We start from the raw sequence: 20,744 nt of genomic DNA, 5'->3' as shown, positions 1-20,744 counted from the left end.
GTTTCAATATCTGCTGTTTTCGATCGGCAACTCAAAGTCAATGGCGTCTCCCCCTCGCCATTCGCCAATCCGTGGTTATGATGGAACATCCGATCAACCTCACCCCGATGTGTCATGCCGCGCAAAAAAACCGCTCCCGCCCTTGCAACCGGCACTGTGGCGAAAGCCGCGACTGCCCAGCCGACGCTCACTTCGCTCAGAGGGGTGGCGGACTGGCGGGAGGCCGCCGCGTGGCTTCGGGCTCGAGGGATAGAGGATATCGAGTGCATCACGCCCGATCTCGCCGGCGTGCCACGCGGCAAGATGATGCCCTCTTCGAAGTTCACCTCGAACACCTCGCTGGCGCTGCCGTCCGCCCTTTACCGCCACACCATTTCCGGTGAATACCCCGAAGAGACCGGCACGTTCCGCTACGAGCCGCGTGACAGCGACCTGAAGCTGGTGCCGGATCTTTCGACCCTGGCGGTGGTGCCCTGGGAGACCGACCCGACCGCGCAGGTGATCTGCGACATCGTCGACACCGAAGGCAAGGCTGTTCCCTATACGCCGCGCAACGTTCTGAAGAACATCCTCAAGCTCTATGAGGAGCGGGGCTGGAAGCCGGTCGTGGCGCCGGAAATCGAATTCTACCTCGTCGCCAAGAACGATGATCCGGACTATCCGCTGCACCCGCCGAAAGGCCGGTCCGGCCGGTCCATCCTCGGCGGCCAGGGCTATTCGATCGCCGGCATCAACGAATTCGACGAGCTGATCGACGACATCTACCATTTCTCGGAAAAGCAGGGCCTCGAGATCGATACGTTGATCCACGAGGAAGGCCCGGCGCAGCTTGAGATCAACCTGCGTCATGGCGACCCGATCGAACTCGCCGATCAGGTGTTCATGTTCAAGCGCACCATCCGCGAGGCGGCCATGAAACACGGCATCTACGCCACGTTCATGGCCAAGCCGATGCAGGGCCAGGCGGGTTCGGCAATGCACATCCACCAGTCGGTGGTCGACATCAAGACCGGCAAGAACGTCTTCTCGAACCCGGACGGCTCCGCCTCGAAGGAGTTTTTCCACTTCATCGGCGGCATGCAGACCTTTGTGCCGAAGACGCTCGCCATGATGGCCCCCTATGTGAACTCCTACCGCCGCCTGACGCCCGACATGTCGGCGCCGGTCAATAATGCCTGGGGCTACGACAACCGGACCACCGCCTTCCGCGTTCCGGTCTCGGATGCGAACGCCCGGCGCGTCGAAAACCGGCTGCCGAGCTCGGACGCCAATCCCTATCTAGCGCTCGCGGCCTCGCTCGGCTGCGGCCTGCTCGGCATCATGAACGCGATCGAGCCGGGTCCGCCGACCGAGGATACAGCCAACGAGGGATCGATCGAACTGCCGCGCGGCCTGCTCGAAGCCGTGTCGCTGCTCGAGTCCGATCCGGCGCTTGCCAGCGTCTTCAGCTCGGAATTCATCGGCCTCTATGCGGGCGTCAAGCGCGGCGAATTCGAGACCTTCATGCAGGTGATCAGCCCCTGGGAGCGGGAATTCCTGCTTCTCAACGTGTGAGGGCTGCGCCTTGGATGCATGGCAGAGCCCGATCGCACCGGGAATTTCCTGGTATCAGGCGACTCTCAGCGAGCGACCGACCTATCCGGCGCTCGACGGATCCAGATCGGTCGACGTAGCGATCATCGGCGGCGGCTATACCGGCCTGCAGGCGGCTTACCACCTTGCAAAGGCTGGCATCTCCGTCGCACTGATCGAGGCCAGCCGGTTCGGCGACGGCGCGTCCGGCCGCAATGGCGGACAGATGGGCACCGGGCAGCGCTGGTGGCCGGAGGATCTTGAAAAGGAGATCGGCTACGAGCGCTCCAGGGCGCTGTTCGACATGGCCGAGAACGCCAAGCGGCATCTCCTCGACTTTGCCCAGATCCACGGCATCGACATGGAGTACATGCCGGGACAGATGAACGTTTCCCACAAACGGGGCCACGAGAAGGATTATTGGGCGACCGCCGAGATCGCGGCGGAGCGTTACGGGTATCCGCACATCTCCTTCATGGATGGCCGGGAGACCGCCGAGCGGCTCGGCACGAAAGACTATTATTGCGGGGTGCGCGATACCGGCACCGGCCACATCCACCCGCTGAAGCTGCTGGTCGGGCTTGCCAGGGTGGCGCAGGCGGCCGGTGCGCAGATTTTCGAGATGACCCGCGCGACGGGCATCGAGAAAACGAGAAACGGACCGGGCTGCAAGATCCTGGTCCGGACGCCCAAGGGCACGCTGACTGCCGATCGGGTGCTGATCGCCACCAATGCCTATATCGGCGATCTCGAACCGGTTACATCAGCGCATATCATGCCGATCGGCTCCTTCATCGCCGCCACCGCGCCGCTCGACGATTTTCCCGGTATCCTCCCCGGTGGCGAGGCCGTTGCTGATTCGCGGTTCGTGGTGCGCTATTTCCGCAAGAGCCGGGACAATCGGCTGCTGTTCGGCGGCCGGGAAGTCTATACCTCAAGCAATCCTACGGACACGGCCAACGCCATCCGCAAGCAGATCGTCGACACCTATCCGGCGCTGAAAGACGTCGAAATCACCCATGCCTGGGGCGGAAATGTCGGGATCACCATGCCGCGCCAGCCTTTCGTGCGCGAGGTCATGCCCGGGGTCACGTCGATCGGCGGTTATTCCGGCCATGGCGTGATGCTGTCAAACTATTGTGGCAAACTTTATGCTGATATGGTCGGCGGCAAGGCAACGGATCTCGACCACCTTGCCGCCCTCAAAATTCCTGCCTTCCCCGGCGGGCGTCACATGCGGACTCCGCTGCTTTTCCTTGCCCTCACGTGGTTTGCGCTGCGCGACAGGCTCTGACAAGCAGTCCGTAACACACTTCGGAAGCCAATTCGGGCTAGCGTTTTTAAATCGATTAGAATAAGTATGCACCCAACCATGCAGGACGAAAGAACAGCGATGAGCAGCCAGATCATCCCAGTTGAACCCTTTGATTGTATCGTGTTCGGCGGTACCGGCGACCTTGCGGAACGCAAGCTCCTTCCGGCCCTCTACCACCGGCAGATCGAGGGCCAGTTCACCGAGCCAACCCGCATCATCGGCGCCTCGCGCAGTACGCTTTCCCATGAGGATTACCGCAAGTTCGCCCAGGATGCCCTGAAAGAGCATCTGAAGCAGGGCGAATACGACGAGGCGGAAGTCCAGAAATTCCTCCAGCGGATCTATTACATTTCGGTCGACGCAAAGGCCGAGGGTGGCTGGGCCGAACTCAAGAAGTTGCTCGACGACGGCAAGGAGCGCATCCGCGTCTTCTATCTCGCCGTGGCGCCCGGCATTTTCGGCCCGATTTCCGAAAAGATCCGCGACCACAAGCTCATCACCCGGTCGACCCGCATCGTCGTCGAAAAGCCGATCGGCCGCGACCTCGCGTCGGCGCTGCAGCTCAACGACATGATCGGCAAGGCCTTCCACGAAGACCAGATCTTCCGCATCGACCACTATCTCGGCAAGGAGACGGTGCAGAACCTGATGGCGCTGCGTTTCGCCAATGCGCTCTACGAGCCGCTGTGGAACGCCGATCATATCGACCACGTGCAGATCACGGTCGCCGAAGCCGTCGGCCTCGAAGGCCGCGCCGGTTATTACGATACGGCGGGTGCGCTCCGCGACATGGTGCAGAACCACATTCTGCAGCTCCTCTGCCTTGTCGCCATGGAAGTGCCCTCCTCCATGAATTCGGAATCGGTGCGCGACGAGAAGCTTAAAGTTCTGCGCGCCCTGAAGCCGATTACCGAGGCCAATGTCGAGCAGATGACGGTGCGCGGCCAGTACCGCGCCGGCGCATCCGCAGGCGGCCCGGTAAAAGGTTATCTCGACGAGCTCGAAGGCGGCGTTTCCAACACCGAAACCTTCGTCGCCATCAAGGCCGAGATCGGCAACTGGCGCTGGGCCGGCGTTCCCTTCTACATCCGCACCGGCAAGCGGCTTGCAGCCCGCATGTCCGAGATCGTCATCACCTTCAAGCCGATCCCGCACAATATCTTCGACGCGGCTGCCGGCCGCATTTCGGCCAACCAGCTGATCATCCGCCTGCAGCCGGACGAAGGCGTCAAGCAGTCGCTGATGATTAAGGACCCGGGCCCGGGCGGCATGCGGCTGCGCAACGTGTCGCTCGACATGAGCTTTGCGGAAGCCTTCTCGGTGCGCAATCCGGATGCCTACGAGCGCCTGCTCACCGACACGATCCGCTCCAACCAGACGCTGTTCATGCGCCGCGACGAAGTGGAAGCTGCATGGCGCTGGGTGGATCCGATCCTCAAAGGCTGGGAAGCGGCCGGCCAGCAGGTGCAGGGTTACACCGCCGGCACCTGGGGTCCGAGCCAGGCGATCGCCCTCATCGAGCGCGACGGCCGGACATGGCATGAGGGCTAAGGGTCATGACCGCGAACATGCTTGAATTTGCGGATGCCGCCGCCCTCGCCGCCAGCCTGGCGGACGAGGTCGCGGCACACCTCGAAACAGCGATCCGCGACCGGGGCACCGCCTCGATCGCGGTCTCGGGCGGCTCTACCCCGAAGAAGTTCTTCGAGGCGCTGGCGACCCGCGATATCGACTGGGGCAAGGTCACCGTGACGCTGGTCGACGAACGGTTCGTGCCGGCGGACAGCCCGCGTTCCAACCACCTTCTGGTGTCGGCGCATCTGCTGAAAGACAAGGCGGCTGCCGCCAACTTCATACCTCTCTACTACGAAGCGCCGTCGATCGATGAAGCGGCCGTGATCGCGACCGAAAAGACGTCCGGCATCGGCCATCCGTTCGACGTGGCGATCCTCGGCATGGGCGGCGACGGCCATACGGCTTCGTTCTTCCCGCATGGGAATAATCTTGCCCGCGCACTCGATCTTTCCGGCCCCCGCGGCGTTCTGACCATGCAGGCGGAAGGTGCCGGCGAAGAGCGCCTGACCTTCTCGTTCGCCAGCCTTTCGGATGCGCGTTTCCTGGTGCTGCATATCGAAGGCCAGGGCAAGAAGGACGTGCTCGAGACGGCAAAGGCCGGCTCCGACGAAACGGACATGCCGATCCGCGCCGTGCTCAATCGAGCCGCTTCGCCGCTGCAGATTTTCTGGGCGCCTTAAGGCGCCGACTTTTCAACGCGAGCAATCCCGGTGGCTTAGGGCCCTCCCGAAGGTCCTGTCCCTCCCGAGTCGGGGTTGAGCACAAGAGGACAAGACCATGGCCGCTCATTCCAGCATCGAGGCAATCACCGCCCGTATCGTCGAACGCTCGAAACCCCACCGTGAAGCCTATCTCGACCGCGTGCGGCGGGCGGCCACGCAGGGTCCGCACAGGTCGACACTTTCCTGCGGCAATCTCGCCCACGGCTTTGCGGTCTGTTCCCACGCCGAGAAGGATGCACTCGCAGGAGACGTCGTCCCGAACCTCGGCATCATCACCGCCTATAACGACATGCTCTCGGCGCATCAGCCCTACGAGACCTTCCCGTCGATCATCCGAGAGGCGGCGCGGGAAGCCGGCGGCATAGCGCAGGTCGCCGGCGGCGTGCCGGCCATGTGCGACGGCGTCACCCAAGGCCAGCCGGGCATGGAGCTGTCGCTGTTCTCGCGCGATGCGATCGCCATGGCGGCCGGCATCGGCCTGTCGCACAACATGTTCGACGCGGCCGTCTTCCTCGGCATCTGCGACAAGATCGTGCCGGGCCTCGTCATCGCGGCGCTCAGCTTCGGGCACCTGCCCTCCATCTTCATTCCCGCCGGCCCGATGACCACGGGGCTTCCGAACGACGAGAAGTCGCGCATCCGCCAGCTTTATGCGGAAGGCAAGGTCGGCCGCGCCGAGCTGCTCGAAGCGGAATCCAAGTCCTATCACGGCCCGGGCACCTGTACCTTCTACGGCACCGCCAATTCCAACCAGATGCTGATGGAGATCATGGGCTTCCACATGCCCGGCGCCTCCTTCGTCAATCCGGGCACGCCGCTGCGCGAGGCGCTCACCCGCGAGGCTGCCAAGCGGGCGCTGGCGATCACCGCCCTCGGCAACGAGTTCACCCCCGCGGGCGAGATGATCGACGAGCGCTCCGTGGTCAACGGCGTCGTCGGCCTGCATGCGACCGGCGGATCGACAAACCACACGCTTCACCTCGTCGCCATGGCCCGCGCAGCGGGCATCCTGCTCACCTGGCAGGATATTTCGGAGCTTTCCGACGTCGTGCCGCTGCTTGCCCGAGTCTATCCGAACGGGCTTGCCGACGTGAACCATTTCCATGCCGCCGGCGGAATGGGCTTCCTGATCAAGCAGCTCCTGAAGACCGGCATGGTGCATGACGACGTGCGCACCGTCTTCGGCCATGGGCTGGAAGCCTATACGGTCGAGGCGAAGCTGGACGCCAACGGCGCCGTCGTTCGCGAACCCACCCCGAATGAAAGCGGCGACCTCAAGGTCCTGGCGCCGATCGAGACCCCCTTCCAGTCGAATGGTGGCCTCAAGATGCTGAAGGGCAATCTCGGCAAGGCGGTCATCAAGATCTCCGCCGTCAAGCCGGAACGCCACATCGTCGAAGCGCCGGCGATCGTCTTCCACGATCAGCAGGGGCTGCAGGACGCTTTCAAGCGTGGCGAACTCAACAAGGATTTCATCGCCGTCGTCCGCTTCCAGGGACCGAAGGCCAACGGCATGCCGGAACTGCACCGCCTCACCCCGCCGCTCGGCGTGCTCCAGGACCGCGGCTTCAAGGTGGCGCTGGTCACCGACGGACGCATGTCCGGCGCCTCCGGCAAGGTGCCCGCAGCGATCCACATCACCCCGGAAGCCTCGGACGGCGGGCCTATCGCCAAGATCAAGGACGGCGACATGATCCGCCTCGACGCTGTCGCCGGAACGCTGGAAGTGCTGGTGGACGCCGCAGAGTTTGGGGCTCGCACAGCTGTCGTCGTCGATCTTTCCGACAACGAATTCGGCATGGGCCGCGAACTCTTCGCCCCCTTCCGCCGCCATGTCGGCACCGCGGACATGGGTGCCAGCGTGTTTGGGTAAACAGGCTGATTGCCCGCAGAAACTAAAACGGCGGCCGTGGAGCCGCCGTTCCCATTTTCAGGTCCTGTACCGGGTTACCAGGAGCGGATATCCAGCGTCCGGTCGCGATGGTTCGGATGGGTCGAGAATATGAAGATGCGGTCCAGTTCCTTCTGCTTGAGCAGCGACAGGAAACGCACCTCGATCGTGTTGTTGGCGTTGGTGCGCATCAGCAGGCAGCCGACCTTTGAAATGCGCGCGTCGGGAATATCGAGATAAAACTGCTTCGGCAGATTATACTGGGTCAGGATGCCGAGGACGGCGCCGCTCATCGAGATACGGATGACGTCACAGCGGCGCTGCGCCATGTTCATCACGCCATTTTCCGTATATTCGATACGCGCCGCATTCATCGTGTCTTCCATCTTGAACCGGGCTTCCCGGTCGTACATGAAAGACTCTTCCTTGTTCAAAAAGTGATTTTTGTTACTTGGAGTCGCACTCACGACATCCCTCCATTGCTTAATGGAAGGAAGCCTAGCCGGCGAAATTTAACAGAGTGTTTTGAAGTCCCAAATCAGAACAACTCCAATTGCATATCGCAAAATCACAGTAAACGGATAGTTACTCCTAGATGCGATAGGCCTTACCTTCCGCATCGAAAAGGTGCAGTTTCTTCAGGTCTGCTGAGAAGCGCATCGTCTCGCCCTTCTTCACCTGCAGAATGCCGGGGATCTTGGCGATGATCGGCTCTTGATCAGCCAAGCCTTCGATATAAAGCAGCGTCACCTCGCCGAGCGCCTCGATAATCCCGATCTGCCCTTCGAAGAGATAGTCCTCGCCTGAGGCGATCGACAAATCTTCCGGCCGCACCCCGAAACTGGCAGCCTTGCCCTTTTCCGAAGCCGCTGTCGGCACCGGCAGGCGCACCGATTTTCCGCCCTTCAGCGCAACCGTGGTCATCTCGCCGGTCTCCGTCACCGTGGCCGGGATGATGTTCATCGCCGGCGACCCGATGAAGCGGGCGACGAAGAGGTTCTGCGGCCGCTCGTAGAGTTCGAGCGGGGCGCCGACCTGTTCGATACGGCCAGCCGATAGCACGACGATGCGGTCGGCGAGCGTCATCGCCTCCACCTGGTCGTGCGTCACGTAGACCATCGTCGTGTCCGGCATCGAATCCTTCAGCTTGGCGATCTCGATGCGGGTGGCAACGCGCAGCGCCGCGTCGAGATTGGAAAGCGGTTCGTCGAACAGGAAGACCTTTGGATCGCGGCAGATGGCGCGGCCGATGGCGACACGCTGGCGCTGGCCGCCGGACAGCGCCTTCGGCAGGCGATCGAGATAAGGCGTGAGCTGGAGGATATCGGCCGCCGCACGCACCCGGCGGTCGATCTCGTCACGGCTTTCCTTGGCGATCCGCATGCCGAAGGCCATGTTGTCATAGACAGTCATATGCGGATAAAGCGCATAGGACTGGAAAACCATGGCGATGCCGCGCCGCGACGGCGGCACGTCATTGACAAGCTGACCGTCGATGAACATCTCGCCGCCGGTGATGCTTTCCAGCCCGGAGATCATCCGCAGCAGCGTGGACTTGCCGCAGCCGGACGGCCCGACAAACACGACAAACTCGCCCTGGCTGATCTCCAGGTCGATGCCGTGCAGCACCTTCACCTGGCCGTAGGCCTTGCGGATATCCTTCAGAACGACACCAGCCATGCTTTCCTCCCCTTTGTTCTCGTTACGCGTGATGGGCGAAGAACGCCCCCCAAGCCGGTAGTTCGACACGCCTGCCTTCAAGCCCGCTTTCGAAGCCGTGGCCGGTCAGCACTTCCCAATTGCCGGCCGGCAACTCGGTTGCCGTTTCCGCCGGGCTCATGTTGAACAGGCAGAGCAGCGTCTCGTTGCCGTATTGGCGCTTGTAGCCGAGCACCGTGACGTCCTCGGCCAGGAATTCGATCTCGCCCTTGGCAAAGGCCGGGTGCTGCTTGCGGAAGGCGAGGAACCGTCGGTATTGTTCCAGAACCGATGCGGGATCGCCGTATTGAGCGCCGACGGCCCGAAGCTGATGCTCGACCGGGATCGGCAGCCAGGTTTTCTCCGCCGTGGAGAAGCCCGCCTGCAATGCCTGGCTGTCCCAGACCATCGGGGTGCGGCAACCGTCGCGGCCCTTGAATTCCGGCCAGAACTGGATGCCGTAGGGATCCTGCAGGTCGGCATAGGCGATATCGGCCTCGGTCAAACCGAGTTCCTCGCCCTGATAGATGCAGACCGAGCCGCGCTGGGACATCAGGATGGCGGATGCCATCTTGGCGTAGCTGTCGCGGTCGAGAACGTCGTGGCCCCAGCGGCTGACGTGGCGCACCACATCGTGGTTGGAAAAGGCCCAGCAGGCCCAACCGTCCGGTGCGGCGACAGAGAATGCTTTCTGCACCTCGGAGACACGCGCCGGCGTCAGCGGATCGGGCGCCAGGAATTCGAACGCGTAGCACATCTGCATCTTGTCATCGCCGGACGTGTATTCCCCGACGATTTCCAGACCACGCTGGCTGTCGCCGACTTCGCCGACGGCGGCGATCGCCGGGAACTCGTCGAGCACGGCGCGGAAGCGCCTGAGGAATTCCAGGTTCTCCGGCCGGTTCTTGTCGTAGAGATGCTCCTGGAAGTTGTAGGGGTTCACCGCAGGCGCGGTGGAAGCGTTCCGGCGCAACGGATCGAGTGCCGGGTTGTCGCGCAGTTCCTTGTCGTGGAAATAGAAGTTGATCGTGTCGAGGCGGAAACCGTCGACGCCGCGCTTCAGCCAGAAGCGGGTCATGTCGAGCAGCGCATCCTGGACTTCCGCGTTGTGCAGATTGAGATCCGGCTGCGACGTCAGGAAGTTGTGCATGTAATATTGCATGCGGGTCGGATCCCAATGCCAGGCCGACCCGCCGAAGATCGACAGCCAGTTGTTGGGCGGCGTGCCGTCCGGCTTGGCATCGGACCAGACATACCAGTCCGCCTTGGGATTGAAGCGGCTCGACCGGCTTTCGATGAACCAGGCGTGCTGGTCGGAACTATGCGACATGACGAGGTCGATCATCACCTTGATGCCGAGCCGGTGCGCCTCGGCGATCAGACCGTCGAAATCCGACAGCGAGCCGAACATCGGATCGACATCCGTATAGTTCGAGACGTCGTAGCCGAAATCCCGCATCGGCGACGGGAAGAAGGGCGAGATCCAGATGGCGTCTGCGCCAAGGGCAGCCACATGCGGCAGACGGGCGGTGATGCCCTTCAGATCGCCGATGCCGTCGCCGTTCGAGTCCTGATAGGAGCGCGGGTAAATCTGATAAATAACGGCCCCACGCCACCAGTCCTTGTCCGGTGCTGCGGAGGCTTCTGCTGAAACGCTCATTCAATGTCCTGTTGTCGTTCGATGTTGATCAGCCGCCCTTGACGGAGCCGGCAAGCAGTCCGCGGACGAGATATCGCTGAAGGGCGAAAAAGACGATAATCGGCACGACGATTGTTATGAAGGCCGAAGCTGTCAGGATTTCCCACTTTCCACCCATAGAACCCAGAAGCGCGTTCAGCGCGCCGGTGAGAACCAGTTGGTCCTTGCCGGTGCCGAGAAAGACCATGGCGACGAGGAGGTCGTTCCAGGTCCAGAGGAACTGGAAGATCGAGAAGGACGCGAGCGCGGGAAACGACAGCGGCAGGATGATCTTGACGAAGATTTCGAAATCGCTGGCGCCGTCGACGCGGGCGGATTCGATGATTTCCCGCGGCAGCCCGGAAATGTAGTTGCGCAGAAGATAGATCGCGAGCGGCATGCCGAAGGCGGAGTGTGCGAGCCAGATGCCCGCATAACTGCGAGACGGCACGCCGAAGAAATTGCCGATCTCGTTATACATCTTCAGAAGCGGAATGAGCGACATCTGCAAGGGCACGACGATCAACCCGACCACCAGGGCGATGATGAGGGCGCGGCCGGGAAACTCCATCCAGGACAGAGCGTAGGCCGCAAAGGCGGCGATCAGGATCGGAATGATCGTAGCGGGAACCGCGACCGTCAGAGAGTTGACGAAGGACTGGCCGATCCCTTGAGAGGTCAGCACCGTGCGGTAATTTTCGGTGGTGAAGGATGGCGGAGTGGCAACGGACAGGTAGACGCGTTTGCCGCGGCCCTCGAACGGCGCGTTCTTGGAATAGGTATAACTGCCGTCTTCGTTGACGGTCAGCATCTCGCCATTGCCGATATCGGCGGGCTGCCCCGCTGTAAATTCCGTTGGGGCGGCAACGCGGGTACCGAAGGCGCGCACGGTGCCGCCCTTCCCTCCCTCGAAAACGGAACCGGAAATGACGTAGTTCGTACCATTCTGCTTGGCGGTTGAAGGCTCGCCGAGGCGGGCGGCACTCGTCTCGGCGGCGCCCGTAAAGGCGGTCCACCAGCCCGATGCGGTGATCTGGCCCGCTTCTCGAAAGGAGGTGACGAGGATGCCGAGCGTCGGGATGAGCCAGATGATGCAGATGACGAGCACGGAGACGTGGACGATAAGGCGCGGAAGGCCGATACGGCGGAGGCTTGCGGCTGCACTCATCTCAATGGCCTCCCATTTCCTTGTTCGCCTGACGGATGTTCCAGATCATGATCGGCGTGACGGCGGCCATGATGATCAGCGCGATGACCGCGCTTCGGCCGCTGTCGCCCCCGCCGCGGAACATCCAGTCGAACATCAGGTTTGCGAGAACCATGGTGTTCCACTGGCCGTTGGTCATGGTCAGCACGATATCGAAGACCTTCAGCACGAGAATGGTGATCGTCGTCCAGACGACGGCGATGGTGCCCCAGATTTGCGGCACCATGATCTTCCAGAAGATCTGCCAGCCGCTGGCGCCGTCGATCACCGCCGCCTCGATCGTCTCCTCGGGGATGCCGCGCAGGGCCGCCGACAGGATGACCATGGCAAAGCCCGTCTGGATCCAGATCAGGATCGCCATCAGGAAAAAATTGTTCCAGAACGGCAGCGAGATCCATACCTGCGGAGAGCCGCCAATGGCCTGCACGATGGCGTTGAGGAGGCCGATCTGCGTTTCGCTGCCGCCGCGATATTCGTAGATGAACTTCCAGATCACCGAAGCGCCGACGAAGGAGATCGCCATCGGCATGAAGATCAGGCTTTTGGCGAGGTTGCCCCACCAGATGCGGTCGGTCAGCACCGCGATGACGAGGCCGAAGAAGGTACACGCTGCCGGCACCACGGCGAGCCAGAGGATGTTGTTGAAGATGGACTGGCGGAACTGCGCGTCCTGGATCGCCCAGCGATAGTTCGCAAGACCGACAAAATTGCCGCCCGATCGATCGTAGAAGGAAAGGATGAAGGTCGCGACCACCGGGTAAACCAGATAGACGACCAGCAGGATCAGCGCCGGGCCGAGAAACAGCCAGGGACGCACCATGGCGCGGCGGTTGAGATTGACGGAGGCGGTGCGGACATTCTCGACCGGCACGGGCAAGACGATTTGAAGGATCTTGTCGGAGAGCCAGTAATACAAGGCACAGACGAAAACGCCGGCGATCACGACGCCGACGGCTGAAACGATCTGCGATATCATGGCTCTCCCCTTTTCACGGTTTTATGCGTAGCTTTTTATTGGACCGCGCCGGCGTCCGACGCGGTCGTGTTCAAGAGCCCACTGGGGAAAGCTTATTTCAGGCCGTCCCACGCCTTCTGGATATCGGTCCCCACGGTCTTGGCGTCCTTGCCGCCGACATAGTCGATCATGCCGGTCCAAAACGCGCCGGCGCCGATCTTGCCGGGCATCAGGTCCGAGGCATCGAAGCGGAATGTCGTGGCAGTGGTCAGAAGCTCTCCCTGCTTCTTCAGCACTTCATTGGCATAGGCATTCGCATTGGCACCCTTGAACGGCGTCAGGAACGACGACTGCGCCATCCAGACCTCGTGGGCGATCGGCGTCTTCAGGAATTCGATGAACGCCTTGGCGGCGGGCGAATCCTTGGTGATGGCAAACATCGTGCCGGCGCCGAGAACCGGTGTTCCGAGGTCCGGCTTCGAAGCATAGGTGGGCAGGTAGAAGAAGTCGGCATCGGTGCCGAGCTTGGTCTCGGGAGGGAAGAAGGACGGAACGAAGGATGCCTGATGATGCAGGTAGCATTTCGGCGGAATGCCGAAGAGGCCCTTCGGGCTGTCGCGGAAGTCGGTGGAGGAAACGGCCGCAACCCCACCGCTGACATATTTCGGATTTTTGGCGAACTTGCCGAATTCATCGATCGCGCCAACAACAGCCGGATCATTGAACTTGACTTCGTTGCTCACCCACTTGTCGTAGACTTCCGGCTTCTGGGTGCGCAGCATCATGTCCTCGACCCAGTCCGTCGCCGGCCAGCCCGTCGCGCCGCCGGAGCCGAGACCGATGCACCATGGAACACCGCCATCCTCGACGATCTGGTCGCTGAGCTTGATCAGGTCCTCCATGGTTTTCGGAACCTCGTAACCCGCTTCCTCGAAGTTTTCGGGCACATACCAGACCATGGATTTGAAATCGGCCTTGAAGGGGAAGCCGAAATAGGCCTCCTTGCCGTCCTTGCCCTTGTAGGTGCCGTAACGGATCCAGTCCCCGCCCGAACCATAGTTGGTCTTGACCCAGTCGGAGTTCTCCTGGCCGAGCGAGGTCAGGAATCCCTTGGCTGCGAGATCGGCCAGCAGGCCGGGTTGCGGAATGATGGCGATGTTGGGCGGAGAACCGGCCTGGGTGTCGATGACGATCTGCTGTTCGTAATTTTCCGAGGAGGAATAGCGGCCATTGATGCCGGTCGCGGCATTGAAATACGCCAGAACGCTGTTGAACAGCACTTCGTCCTCGCCGCGCCAGGGGCCGAAAAGCGTCAGGTTCTGCCCTTTGAGATTGGCGTGGGCAGCCTTGAAATCCTCATAGCTCTTCCAGTTAAATTTCGAATCCTGGCCGGGCGCGAATTTCAGCTCCTGGGCGACCGCGCCACCGGCAAGAAGCGCTGCCAGCGCCGTACCGATCCAAAATGATGCCTTCATTGAAATATCCTCCCGCTGTCCCGGCTTTTTCTACCCTGCCGGGAGTTCCAAAACATGGGGAGAGATTTAACGCTCTCGCGGAGGAGTCAACCCCCGCGCAGCCGGTGTGGAACAAATGAAAAAATCTGTCCTCGCAGGATCAGAATTTGGGTGCAGTTTTGCCGGCCGTGCGATAGGCCGCGATGACGGTGTTGGCCATCAGCATGGCAATGGTCATCGGGCCGACGCCGCCGGGGACCGGGGTGATGGCACCAGCAACTTCAGCGGCTTCCGCATAGGCCACGTCACCGACCAGCCGGGTCTTGCCCTCGCCCTTGTCGGGCGCCGCTACGCGGTTGATGCCGACATCGATAACGGTGGCGCCAGGCTTCACCCAGTCGGCCTTGACCATCTGCGGCCGGCCGACGGCGGCAACCAGGATATCGGCGTTGCGGCATACGGACCCGAGGTCCTTCGTCCTGGAATGCGCCATGGTAACGGTCGCGTTAGCGGCCAGCAGCAGCAGGCCCATCGGCTTGCCGAACAGGTTGGAGCGGCCGATGACGACAGCGTTGAGACCCGAAAGGTCACGACCATGTATACGGTTGACCAGCAACATGGCCCCGGCAGGAGTGCAGGAAATCAAGCCGCTCTCAAGGTCGCCGGTCGCGATCTTGCCGGCATTGACGACATGCAGACCGTCGACGTCCTTCTTCGGCGAAATCGACAGGATGACCGGCTCGGCGTTCAGGTGCTTCGGCAGCGGGAGCTGGACGAGAATGCCATGGATGGACGGATCGGCATTGAGCTCGGCAACCAGCTTCTCAAGCGTTTCCTGAGTGGTGTCGTCGGGCAGACTGTGCTGGATCGATTTGAAACCGCACTGCTTGGCCATCTTGCTCTTGGAATTGACATAGGCGTGGCTGGCCGGATCGTCGCCGACGATGACGACTGCAAGGCCTGGCTTCACGCCGGTTTCCCTCTCGAGCGAACTCGAAGCCTCGGTCACCGCGGTGATTACCGATGCTGCCGCCTCTTTACCATCGATCACCACAGCCATGCGCACCTCCCGCTTGAAACCGCCGCCAATGTATACATTGGGCATGTTCTGAATTTGCCCACCAACGCCTATGCTGGTCGCAGACGGCAAATGCAAGCGGATTCGATGTCGCAGGCTTCTTATCCTCGGGAGGCGTTCCGGCGGTCGGAATAGACCTGAACCCGTTCGCGCAACTCCGCCATGTTCCGGCGAAGCTCGCGAAGTTCTTCCGCCTTTCGGACCTCCTCCGGCGATAGAACCGGGCGACGAGGTGCACCATAGGACGGTCCATCGGCAAGGCGGCCGGCCATGACGGCCGCGACCAGGGATGGAAGCTCCGCCTCCGGAGCCGGACGGCGATTGACCATCAGCATTTCGCGGATGTGATCGGCGAGCGGACAGTCATTGGCGGGCGTCGGATGGCGCGGGCGCCAGGACGGCTGCGGCTCATAGGCTAGCCGATCGTAAGCCGGATCATACTCCTCGGGAAGGAAATCCCGCTCGTCCAGATGCTCCGCGAGCAGGTCTCGGTCGACAATCAGCGCGGGCTCATCGGCCGGATCCGTTTCATCGGCGGAGCTCGCGGGCCGCGGCGCGCGACGCCTCAGAAAGACCAGGGCAGTGCCGAGGGAGAACCCGATCAGGGCACCGATGCCCGAAAGCTCGGCGGATGAGGGACCCAGGACGGCCGCGGATGCCGCCACGGCCGGAACGACGACCGACACTTTGCCCGTGGATGCTTTGGCTTCGGAGCCGTGCAGCGCTTCGAGATAATTTCGCCGTGCCTCGTCCACGGCAGCTTCGAGAGCCGCAAGCCTTGCTCCGGAATCGGCTATTTCCTTGTCGTCGGGTTTCTTCGCCTGCTTCGCCTTGAGCTCAGCCAGATGTTTGGCTGCGGCAGTCTCCTGCTGACGAAGCGAGGTTCCGAGCTGTTTCAGCGCGTCCTGGATGTCGTCTTTGACATCCGCCAGTGCCGCCTGAGCCGCAGCAAGCCGTGGGTGACGCGGGCCGAGATCGCTCGAAAGCTGGTCGACGGCAAGCTTTGCCTCGACATGCCTCTGCCGCTGATAGTCGAGGCCGGTGTATTCGAGACTGTCCGGCAGTGGCTTGTTGAGCACGTCCGAAAGCTTCATGGCGGACGCCTGGGCCGCCTTCTGCTTCAGTTCACCAAGCTGCGCCGTCGCCTCATTTATTTCCGCGGTGAGCTGCTGTCCGTCGCCCTCGGTCCGGCGCAGTTCGGCAAGCTTCTGCGCGTCGGTCTCGGCGATGAAGCCGGAAAGAGCGGCCTGCGCATGCTCGAGTGTCTGGCGCAGCTTCTCCACCACCGGGCCGGACGACCTTGTGCCGGAGAATGCGATCTCGTCGTGGAATGTGTCGCCAAGCATGTTGGCGATGCGGGCCGCCTCTTCCGGCTCTCCCGCCGTGACGGAGATCGCAAGCTGGCCGGCGCGGCGGTCGTAACTCGTTACGATTGCCTGAGAAAGTCGCTCGCGCAGCCGGTTTTCGGCCTCCGCCACGGTCATCGCCTCACCGGAGACGATATCGGACACGATCCTGATGACGCTCGGGCGGTCGACCGAAAACTCGCTGTCGCGGCCGAGATTGAGGGCACGGATGACATTGTCGAGGCTGGTTTTGGAGCGGAGCGCGGCAGCGGCCGTGTTGATCGTGCCTTCGCTCGCCGCTTCGACCTTCAGTCGGGTCTCGGCGCTGAACTGATGCGGAACCGTCTCGATAAACAGCAGCGGCAAAAGAGCGCCGATCACCGTCAGAGCGCCAACCTTGAGGGCCGCGGATCGCAATCCGGCGAACACGGAACCGGTGCCGGCGAGCATTGCTGCCGGGTCAGGGTTTCGGTCGTCTTCGATTTTCACCGACTGATACATGGGAAGACCGCGCTAATCTGAGGCCGCCGGCATCCCGCGGGCAGCCCTCTGATTAAGGCAGTCTAAAATTTCATGGCAAAGAAAGGGTTAACTTGTCAGGCGAAAGACGGCTGCCGGGACGGGACTGTCGCCTGGGGCACTGCGGGCACCGACTTGCCTTCAACGAAGGTGGACAACCCCGCACCGGTCATCACCACCAATCCGGTACGGACAGAAGCCAGCCGGCGCTCGATCCGCCGCTCCTGGCCGAGACCCGCCGCATCGACGAGGATAAGATCGAAACGCTGCGGCATATCCTGGTCGAGGGGTACGACCGCCACGTCATGCCAGGGGGCATGGCGGGCGAAATGCTCGCGGAGGGCTTCGACCCGCGCGGCATCCTCGCCGGCTATGCCGATGCGATGACCTTTTTCCAGGAAGCTCAACAGGGCCGGGACGAACATGCTGGCCGAAAAACGCACCGGCGCCGGTTTTTCATGTCGCGCTTTGGCGAGGATGCCGAAGGCGCGGCCGCCACCCGGCAGAAGCATCCTGCGGCTCAACTGACCGCGGTAGGCGGGATCGATCATCTGACGGAAAGCCGTCCGCTCGTCCAGAAAGCCGAGTGTGGTGCGGTTGCCGCGCAGCGCGATCAGGCTTTCCACGAAGCCGAGCGTTGCGTTCCATCCGAGATCGCAGACACGCAGGCCGAACAGGGTCCGGGGTGACGCGGATGCCAGGAAGTCTCCGGATGCGTTCATCGATGCGCTCCCCATGGGCAAGACCAATTCGTCCCCAAGGTCTAGCAGCGCGCTCTGAAATCGCCTTTAAATCGATTGGTAAAATGCGAACGATGCCCGTATTTCCAAGGCCCTCGCAACGAAAAAGGCCGACCATGAAGGCCGGCCTATATTCGTTGTGCTATCGCGATGCGGTCGTCAGTGGCCGGCCGTGGGCGAAGCTTTCGGATCTTCGATCTTCACGCCCTCGACAATCTTCTTGCCCGGGTTCGGGTTCTTGTTGCCGCGCGAGGCGTTGTTGCGAATGTCTTCCTTGGAGAGATAATCGAGCTGTTCGACCAGCACCTCCGCCACCAGCCCCTCGCCGAGCTTCTTGTTGAAGTTGTCTTTGATGCTGGTGCGGAATTTTTCGAGGTTGAAGGCGCCGGGCTTGCTGAGATCGACCATCTGGTTGCCGATCAGCAGCGTGAAAAGCTGGTCCGTCGTCAGTTCGGTGATCGGCAGCTTGGTATTCTTGATCTTTTCCTTGTCCATCATGAAGGAGACACGGCTCAAGAAATAACCGGTAATGGCACCGTCCGCGATCATCGGAATGGTGATCGATTCCCCGCGCACCAGTTGAAGAAGCTCCTTCCGCCTGGCCTCTTCGTCGACCGGCGCAGGTGCTGCGGACATCTGCACGGAGAAATACACCGCCCCAAGCGTGACGATGCAAACCCACAGACCAGTGAGAAGGAGCTTGACCATCAGGCCTCGCCGTAGGTGAACTGTTCTTGGGTGTAGGTACCGTCGTCGTCTGCGTCGCGGGCAGCGTTCTTCAAGAGATCGGCGACGGCGCGAACAGCGTGAAGATGTGCCTCGACCCGGCGGGCATTGAGCGCCAGCTTGCTCTTCAGCCCGTGCATCTGATCGATATGGCCGGTGGCAAGCTGCTTCGGATCGGTGCCGCGGAACAGCATGGTCAATTCGTAGAGGCAGCGGCTTTTGTGCGCGTTCGACACTTTCAGGTCGAATTCCGGATCGCGGCCGATGCGCTGATTTTCGTTGTCGATTATCATCTCCAACCGGCCAAGCACGGTCTTGATGCGATAATCATTCGAAATGACTTCCATATTTTCTGCCCCAGTCTGATGCATATCAGGCCTCACTCTTCTTATCGACGCCGAGAACCTGCCGCTCGAAATCGGTGATCATGCTCATTGCGCGGCTGCGATCAGTCTCATTGGTGGTCGGATTGACCGAGGCCTGACGCTCCGCGCGGGCGAGCGCCTGCGAATACATCTGCTCGGCAATGCCGACACCGCCCTTTTTCGACATTTCGTCGGCGATCTTCTCGGCCATCATGCCCTTCCAGAACTCACCGGCGGAGCCCTTGCCGTAAACTTCCTCGGTCTCCTTCGGGAGCATGGAATTCACGAATGTCGAAAGAACCGATGCTTCGAACTTGCGGTATTCCTCCGGCATTTCGGCGACCTTCTTCGGTGCCTCCGGATTGCCGAGACCCGCCGTCGTGCCGGGCGTGTCGATGAATTTCATGGCTGCACCAAAACCCTTGCCAACTTCGGCAAGGCTGGTCGCGGCAAAGGCCGCCTTGTTCGCCTTCAGCTTGGCCTGCGCTTCTTGAACGGCAGTCGGGTCCGCAGCGCGGACGACGTCCATGACCAGATCGCTCGGAGGTGAAATCGCCACGTCAGCTCCTTTCATGACTGCCGCGAGCCGCATCCTAAAGGTGCAAGAGCGCAGCAACAGTTTGAAATGGCACATGATCCCGCCCGACCTCGATCGAACCGGCAATCAGTGCAATGACGAGACTATGAAGGTCGAAGCTTGCTGGAGGCTGGCCAGTCTATTTGACTTGCTCGAGGGCGAGCGTGATATCGATCAGCTCATAGATCGCATCGTCGGCCACTTCGCGGTCTTCGTGATCACGCGCGTCCTTCATGTGTTCTTCCAGGCGGTCGGCCTTGGTCCGCTCCTTGAGCACCTTCATTTCCTGGATCTGCTGAACGCCGGCAAGCTGGCGCTCCTTCGTGGTCAGGCGGCCGAAGCGTTCCGAATAATGCTGAGAGAACTGCCGGTGCACCGGGTTCATCGAGCCGATCGCATCGATGACGTCTTCCATCGACTGATTGACCTCGGCACGGTATCGGGTCGTCGCAGCAAGCTCGTGCTCGGCCATCGTCTCGAGATGCCGCTGGACCGCCACCAGGCGCTTGAGTTTGTCCGACCGCTTGACTGGACCTGCCATTGCGATCTCCTAGAAGGACCTGAAGATCGGCGCGAAACCATCCGCGTACTGGCGGATAAAGGCGGCGATGGACAGATAGAGAAGGAAAAGCCCTCCCATCAGCAGGAAGGGCGTCGAGATGAAGAAGATCGGGATCTGCGGCGCCATCTTGTTGATGAGGCCGATCGCCACGTTGAACATCAGGCCGAAGATCAGGAACGGGCTTGCCAGCCGCAACATGATGATGGTCGACGCGCGCAGCGTATCGGTCAGCGTGATCAGTATCTTCTGCGGATCGATCAGCGCGCCGACCGGCGTCGCCGCATAGGAATCGACCAGCGCGCGGAACACGATGTGGTGGAAATCCATCAAGAACAGGAGCAGCAGGCCGCTCAGCGTCAGCAGAATGGTCAGCTGATTTTCCTGCGAGTCTTCAAAAATGTCATGGCCGCCAGGCGCCGTGAAACCGATCGACATCGTAAGGACGGTACCGGCAAATTGCATGCCGAGCGTATAGAGCCTGGCTATCAATCCATAGACCGCACCGATCAAGGCCTCGGTGAAGATCAGGCCAAGATAGGTGGCAGTCGGCTCGGAGGCTCTTGGATAAATCTGGTCCCACAGAACCGGCAGTACTGCCATGGACAGGGCGACCGCCACGAACAATCGCACCTGAACCGGCACGCGGCCGCTTCCCAGCCCCGGGAGTACCATCACGCACGTACCCATGCGGCAAAACGCAAGGAAAAGTGCGAGAATGGTCCCCTGCGGGTCTGTAATCATGCGAGAATCGTCCTTTGCGGACA

At 61.5% G+C, this 20,744-nt stretch carries 19 protein-coding genes; 5 read left to right on the top strand and 14 right to left on the bottom strand.

Features of this window, described 5'->3' with window-relative positions:
- The first annotated feature begins 114 nt into the window (after positions 1 to 114).
- The 5 genes from C5J24_RS10165 (at position 115) to edd (ending at position 7,057) form a co-directional block, all read left to right on the top strand.
- The gene (locus C5J24_RS10165) at positions 115 to 1,554 is read left to right on the top strand and encodes a glutamine synthetase family protein (protein ID WP_105404115.1); all 1,440 of its coding nucleotides are present in this window, start codon (positions 115 to 117) and stop codon (positions 1,552 to 1,554) included.
- 10 nt (positions 1,555 to 1,564) lie between these two features.
- The gene (locus C5J24_RS10160; protein WP_105417588.1) at positions 1,565 to 2,866 is read left to right on the top strand and encodes an FAD-binding oxidoreductase; all 1,302 of its coding nucleotides are present in this window, start codon (positions 1,565 to 1,567) and stop codon (positions 2,864 to 2,866) included.
- 99 nt (positions 2,867 to 2,965) lie between these two features.
- Entirely contained in the window at positions 2,966 to 4,438 is a 1,473-nt protein-coding gene (gene zwf, locus C5J24_RS10155; RefSeq protein ID WP_105417586.1) for a glucose-6-phosphate dehydrogenase, read from the top strand.
- A 5-nt stretch (positions 4,439 to 4,443) separates the two neighbouring features.
- Complete coding sequence (pgl, locus tag C5J24_RS10150) at positions 4,444 to 5,142, top strand: 6-phosphogluconolactonase (protein ID WP_105417584.1); 699 nt, start codon at positions 4,444 to 4,446, stop codon at positions 5,140 to 5,142.
- Positions 5,143 to 5,239: 97 nt separating this feature from the next.
- Positions 5,240 to 7,057 (top strand): phosphogluconate dehydratase, encoded by a 1,818-nt coding sequence (gene edd / locus C5J24_RS10145; protein WP_105417582.1) that lies wholly within the window; start codon positions 5,240 to 5,242, stop codon positions 7,055 to 7,057.
- Positions 7,058 to 7,131: 74 nt separating this feature from the next.
- Here edd and C5J24_RS10140 read toward each other — a convergent pair whose 3' ends face one another.
- The 14 genes from C5J24_RS10140 to fliR form a co-directional block, all read right to left on the bottom strand.
- Positions 7,132 to 7,488: a hypothetical protein gene (locus tag C5J24_RS10140; RefSeq protein WP_046611702.1), complete on the bottom strand. Its 357-nt coding sequence runs from the start codon at positions 7,486 to 7,488 to the stop codon at positions 7,132 to 7,134.
- 178 nt (positions 7,489 to 7,666) lie between these two features.
- On the bottom strand, positions 7,667 to 8,755 hold the full coding sequence (locus tag C5J24_RS10135; RefSeq protein ID WP_105417580.1) for an ABC transporter ATP-binding protein: 1,089 nt from the start codon (positions 8,753 to 8,755) through the stop codon (positions 7,667 to 7,669).
- 22 nt (positions 8,756 to 8,777) lie between these two features.
- Positions 8,778 to 10,433, bottom strand: coding sequence for an alpha-glucosidase family protein (locus tag C5J24_RS10130; protein WP_105417572.1), 1,656 nt, complete (start codon positions 10,431 to 10,433; stop codon positions 8,778 to 8,780).
- A gap of 28 nt (positions 10,434 to 10,461) precedes the next feature.
- The gene (locus tag C5J24_RS10125) at positions 10,462 to 11,619 is read right to left on the bottom strand and encodes a carbohydrate ABC transporter permease (protein ID WP_105417570.1); all 1,158 of its coding nucleotides are present in this window, start codon (positions 11,617 to 11,619) and stop codon (positions 10,462 to 10,464) included.
- Between the two features lies 1 nt (position 11,620).
- Positions 11,621 to 12,634 carry a carbohydrate ABC transporter permease gene (locus C5J24_RS10120; RefSeq protein ID WP_105417568.1) on the bottom strand — a complete coding sequence of 338 codons (1,014 nt, stop codon included), beginning with the start codon at positions 12,632 to 12,634 and terminating at the stop codon, positions 11,621 to 11,623.
- 92 nt (positions 12,635 to 12,726) lie between these two features.
- On the bottom strand, positions 12,727 to 14,088 hold the full coding sequence (locus C5J24_RS10115) for an ABC transporter substrate-binding protein (RefSeq protein ID WP_105417566.1): 1,362 nt from the start codon (positions 14,086 to 14,088) through the stop codon (positions 12,727 to 12,729).
- Positions 14,089 to 14,227: 139 nt separating this feature from the next.
- Positions 14,228 to 15,127, bottom strand: a complete 900-nt coding sequence (gene folD, locus C5J24_RS10110; RefSeq protein ID WP_105417667.1) for a bifunctional methylenetetrahydrofolate dehydrogenase/methenyltetrahydrofolate cyclohydrolase FolD — start codon at positions 15,125 to 15,127, stop codon at positions 14,228 to 14,230.
- Positions 15,128 to 15,246: 119 nt separating this feature from the next.
- Positions 15,247 to 16,980, bottom strand: coding sequence for a hypothetical protein (locus C5J24_RS10105; RefSeq protein ID WP_172723903.1), 1,734 nt, complete (start codon positions 16,978 to 16,980; stop codon positions 15,247 to 15,249).
- Between the two features lie 107 nt (positions 16,981 to 17,087).
- Complete coding sequence (locus C5J24_RS10100) at positions 17,088 to 17,732, bottom strand: hypothetical protein (protein WP_105404105.1); 645 nt, start codon at positions 17,730 to 17,732, stop codon at positions 17,088 to 17,090.
- A 177-nt stretch (positions 17,733 to 17,909) separates the two neighbouring features.
- Positions 17,910 to 18,458 carry a hypothetical protein gene (locus C5J24_RS10095; protein WP_046664740.1) on the bottom strand — a complete coding sequence of 183 codons (549 nt, stop codon included), beginning with the start codon at positions 18,456 to 18,458 and terminating at the stop codon, positions 17,910 to 17,912.
- On the bottom strand, positions 18,458 to 18,823 hold the full coding sequence (locus C5J24_RS10090; RefSeq protein ID WP_105404104.1) for a hypothetical protein: 366 nt from the start codon (positions 18,821 to 18,823) through the stop codon (positions 18,458 to 18,460). Before C5J24_RS10090 ends, C5J24_RS10095 begins: the two co-directional genes overlap by 1 nt.
- A gap of 25 nt (positions 18,824 to 18,848) precedes the next feature.
- Positions 18,849 to 19,400 (bottom strand): rod-binding protein, encoded by a 552-nt coding sequence (locus tag C5J24_RS10085; protein WP_105404129.1) that lies wholly within the window; start codon positions 19,398 to 19,400, stop codon positions 18,849 to 18,851.
- A 157-nt stretch (positions 19,401 to 19,557) separates the two neighbouring features.
- The gene (locus C5J24_RS10080) at positions 19,558 to 19,959 is read right to left on the bottom strand and encodes a hypothetical protein (RefSeq protein WP_046630738.1); all 402 of its coding nucleotides are present in this window, start codon (positions 19,957 to 19,959) and stop codon (positions 19,558 to 19,560) included.
- Positions 19,960 to 19,968: 9 nt separating this feature from the next.
- Positions 19,969 to 20,721 carry a flagellar biosynthetic protein FliR gene (gene fliR, locus C5J24_RS10075; protein ID WP_105417562.1) on the bottom strand — a complete coding sequence of 251 codons (753 nt, stop codon included), beginning with the start codon at positions 20,719 to 20,721 and terminating at the stop codon, positions 19,969 to 19,971.
- Positions 20,722 to 20,744: the final 23 nt, after the last annotated feature.

This window comes from Neorhizobium sp. T25_27, from assembly GCF_002968565.1.
Lineage (GTDB): Bacteria > Pseudomonadota > Alphaproteobacteria > Rhizobiales > Rhizobiaceae > Neorhizobium > Neorhizobium tomejilense.
This window is presented reverse-complemented; position numbering and strand designations above follow the sequence as displayed.

What these genes read in the sequence shown, in the direction of transcription:
- C5J24_RS10165 (WP_105404115.1), top strand. Translation starts at nt 115, where the DNA reads ATGCCGCGCAAAAAAACCGCTCCCGCCCTTGCAACCGGCACTGTGGCG.
- zwf (WP_105417586.1), top strand. Translation starts at nt 2,966, where the DNA reads ATGAGCAGCCAGATCATCCCAGTTGAACCCTTTGATTGTATCGTGTTC.
- pgl (WP_105417584.1), top strand. Translation starts at nt 4,444, where the DNA reads ATGACCGCGAACATGCTTGAATTTGCGGATGCCGCCGCCCTCGCCGCC.
- edd (WP_105417582.1), top strand. Translation starts at nt 5,240, where the DNA reads ATGGCCGCTCATTCCAGCATCGAGGCAATCACCGCCCGTATCGTCGAA.
- C5J24_RS10140 (WP_046611702.1), bottom strand. Translation starts at nt 7,488, where the DNA reads ATGTACGACCGGGAAGCCCGGTTCAAGATGGAAGACACGATGAATGCG.
- C5J24_RS10135 (WP_105417580.1), bottom strand. Translation starts at nt 8,755, where the DNA reads ATGGCTGGTGTCGTTCTGAAGGATATCCGCAAGGCCTACGGCCAGGTG.
- C5J24_RS10130 (WP_105417572.1), bottom strand. Translation starts at nt 10,433, where the DNA reads ATGAGCGTTTCAGCAGAAGCCTCCGCAGCACCGGACAAGGACTGGTGG.
- C5J24_RS10125 (WP_105417570.1), bottom strand. Translation starts at nt 11,619, where the DNA reads ATGAGTGCAGCCGCAAGCCTCCGCCGTATCGGCCTTCCGCGCCTTATC.
- C5J24_RS10120 (WP_105417568.1), bottom strand. Translation starts at nt 12,634, where the DNA reads ATGATATCGCAGATCGTTTCAGCCGTCGGCGTCGTGATCGCCGGCGTT.
- C5J24_RS10115 (WP_105417566.1), bottom strand. Translation starts at nt 14,088, where the DNA reads ATGAAGGCATCATTTTGGATCGGTACGGCGCTGGCAGCGCTTCTTGCC.
- folD (WP_105417667.1), bottom strand. Translation starts at nt 15,127, where the DNA reads ATGGCTGTGGTGATCGATGGTAAAGAGGCGGCAGCATCGGTAATCACC.
- C5J24_RS10100 (WP_105404105.1), bottom strand. Translation starts at nt 17,732, where the DNA reads ATGAACGCATCCGGAGACTTCCTGGCATCCGCGTCACCCCGGACCCTG.
- C5J24_RS10095 (WP_046664740.1), bottom strand. Translation starts at nt 18,458, where the DNA reads ATGGTCAAGCTCCTTCTCACTGGTCTGTGGGTTTGCATCGTCACGCTT.
- C5J24_RS10090 (WP_105404104.1), bottom strand. Translation starts at nt 18,823, where the DNA reads ATGGAAGTCATTTCGAATGATTATCGCATCAAGACCGTGCTTGGCCGG.
- C5J24_RS10080 (WP_046630738.1), bottom strand. Translation starts at nt 19,959, where the DNA reads ATGGCAGGTCCAGTCAAGCGGTCGGACAAACTCAAGCGCCTGGTGGCG.
- fliR (WP_105417562.1), bottom strand. Translation starts at nt 20,721, where the DNA reads ATGATTACAGACCCGCAGGGGACCATTCTCGCACTTTTCCTTGCGTTT.